Raw genomic sequence first — 2,696 nt, forward strand, 5'->3', positions numbered from 1 at the left:
CACGGTCTGGTTGACCTGCTCAATGCCGGCCGACTGTTCCTGCGAAGCAGCGGAAATCTCGGCCATGATGTCGGTCACGCGCTGCACCGAGGCGACGATCTCGCCCATGGTGCTGCCGGCCTGGTGGACCAGGCTGGAGCCTTCGGCAACCTTGCCGACCGAATCATCGATCAGGCCCTTGATCTCCTTGGCGGCGGCGGCCGAGCGCTGGGCGAGGGTGCGCACCTCGCTGGCGACCACGGCGAAGCCGCGGCCCTGTTCACCGGCACGAGCGGCTTCCACTGCAGCGTTCAGCGCCAGGATGTTGGTCTGGAACGCAATGCCGTCGATGACGCTGATGATCTCGGCGATCTTCTTCGACGAGGCTTCGATGGCCGACATGGTGTTGACCACCTGGCCAACCACGCTGCCGCCTTGAGAGGCAACACCCTGCGCGCCGATCGCGAGCTGGTTGGCTTGGCGGGCATGCTCGGCGTTCTGGCGTACGGTGGAGGTCAGCTCCTCCATCGACGCGGCGGTTTCTTCCAGGTTCGCAGCCTGCTGCTCGGTACGGCGCGACAGATCGCTGTTTCCCGAAGCAATCTCACCGGCGGCCAGGGTGATGCTGGAGGCACTGGCCTGGATCTGGCCGACGATCTGGGTCAGCTGCGCGACGGTTGTGTTGGCGTCGTCACGCATGCGGGCGAACACGCCCTGGTAGTCACCCTGCATGCGCGCGGTCAGATCACCTTCGGCGATGGCCGACAGCAGCTGCGAGAGCTTGCCGAGGTTGTCATCGCTGACCGCCATCATCGCGTTGAGGTTTTCCAGCATCAGGCGGAAATCGTGATCGAAGCGCTGCGCATCGCCACGGCGGCTGAAGTCGCCGGCAGCGGCGGCACTGGCCAGCTGCTTGATTTCGGCGTTGATGCGGCCGAGATTGGCCTTGACGGTGTCGACGGTGGTGGTCATCGCCGCCTTTTCGCCGGGGTAGCGGGCGATGTCGCGGCTCAGGTCGCCGACCGCGTACTGCTGTACCACGTCCAGCACGTCATGCAGGGTCTGCACGTGGCCGCCTACCAGGGCGTTGGTTTCCTGCACCATCAGCCCGTACTCGCCGGGGAAGGCACTGGCGTCGATGCGATAGCTCAGTTCGCCGGCATCGTGGCGGCGGGCCATTTCGCGCTGGCCGCCGATCACTGCGTGCAGCTGCTGCTGCATGCCGGACATGGCGTCCAGCAGGCGACCGGGTTCGTCATGCGCCTGCGGACCGATGTGGCTGTCCAGCTTGCCGCGGGCGATACCCTCGGCGACGGCCGTTGCCTGCTTCAGCGGCACGGCGATGCGGTTGCCGATGAGCCAGCTCAGGGCCAGCACGATCAGTACCAGCACGCCACCGGAGACGGCCATGATGGCGGTGAACACCAGCGCCTGCTTCTGCACGTCGTCCATGTAGACGCCGCTGCTGACCACCCAGTTCCAGGGCGCGAACAGGCCGGCGTAGGCCACCTTCTCGACCTCGCCCTTGCTGCCGGGCTTGGCCCAGCGGTAGTTGACGAAGCCGCCACCGGCCTTGGCTGCTTCAACCTGGTCGTAGTAGATGCGCACGCCGTCGTCGGTGCGGAAGTCCTTCATGTCCTTGCCGACCAGATCCTTGCGGAACGGGTGCATCAGCAGGCGGTAGCCGGTGTCGTAGATGTTGAAGTAGTAGGCATCGCTCTCGGCGCGCATCACTTCCAGCGCCTGCAATGCCGCGCTCTTGGCAGCGTCCTCGCTGAGCTCGCCGGTACCGGCCAGCCGGTGATAATGCTGGAGGATGCCGTAGCTGAGTTCGACCTGGGTCTTCAGCGCGGTCTTGCGGGTCTCGGTGAGGTCCAGGTACTGCATGCGGGCGGCGATCACCGAGAGCGCGATCACGCCGAGCGCGATGAGCAGCGTCAGCAGGTTGAGCTTGCGCCGGACGGAGAGGTTGCTGAAGTAGTGTTGCCAGCGATGCAGGAGATTCATCGAGCAGGACCAGGTCGAAGCGGGCGGGCGGCGCCGAGCCGGTCAGCGGCGGGACAAGCCGTGACAACCCCGTTATCGGCCGATGGGGCGGGGGATTGAGGCGCAGTGTCCGAACGTATTCAGGTTTCCTTGCAGCGGCGGCTGCGGCGCTGCCTGCGGCAGGCTGGTTTTGAAGCAACAGCAACAGCAACAGCAACAGCAACGGCCCTTGGTCGGTGGTCAGGGGTTGCGAGAAGGGCCGGGCCAGGATGGGTTGGCGGGGGACGCCGTAAACCCGTCCCTGGGGGCTTGGCCGCGGCATCCATGCCGCGGACACCCCCGCCAACCCACCCTGGCCCGGCCCATTCGATATCCAGGCGTCGGACGGCAAGAGCGTTGGGTTTCCAAGTGGAAAGAGGGGTCAGATCCGTTTTCCTGCGGAAAACGGATCTGACCCCGGAAGCAACGCGGCTCTTGCTCTTGCTCTTCTTTCTTCAATCCGGGGTGGACGCGCACGGAAATTTTCCGTGGCCGGGAGGGTGGGCTGCGCAGGGGTGTCCGCGGCATGGATGCCGCGGCCAAGCCCCCAGGGATGGGTTGTGGTGGTCTAATCAACTTGGACACTCGATAGGATCAATTTCAAGCATCGAGGTAGACCCATGGCAAAGCAGATCACTCAGGGCATGAGGGACGAGGCGGTTCGCCTTGTGGTTGTGGAGGGGCAGACAGTC

The 2,696-nt window shown here is 65.1% G+C and carries 1 protein-coding gene; it reads right to left on the bottom strand.

What is annotated here, in order from left to right; translation table 11 throughout:
* Nucleotides 1-1,986, bottom strand: a 1,986-nt coding sequence (locus AC5P6E_RS21195) for a methyl-accepting chemotaxis protein (RefSeq protein ID WP_495231343.1), incomplete at its 3' end; no start/stop codon positions are given.
* Nucleotides 1,987-2,696 lie beyond the last annotated feature (710 nt).

The sequence above is a fragment of the Stenotrophomonas sp. YJH_SMC_16 genome, assembly GCF_059367875.1.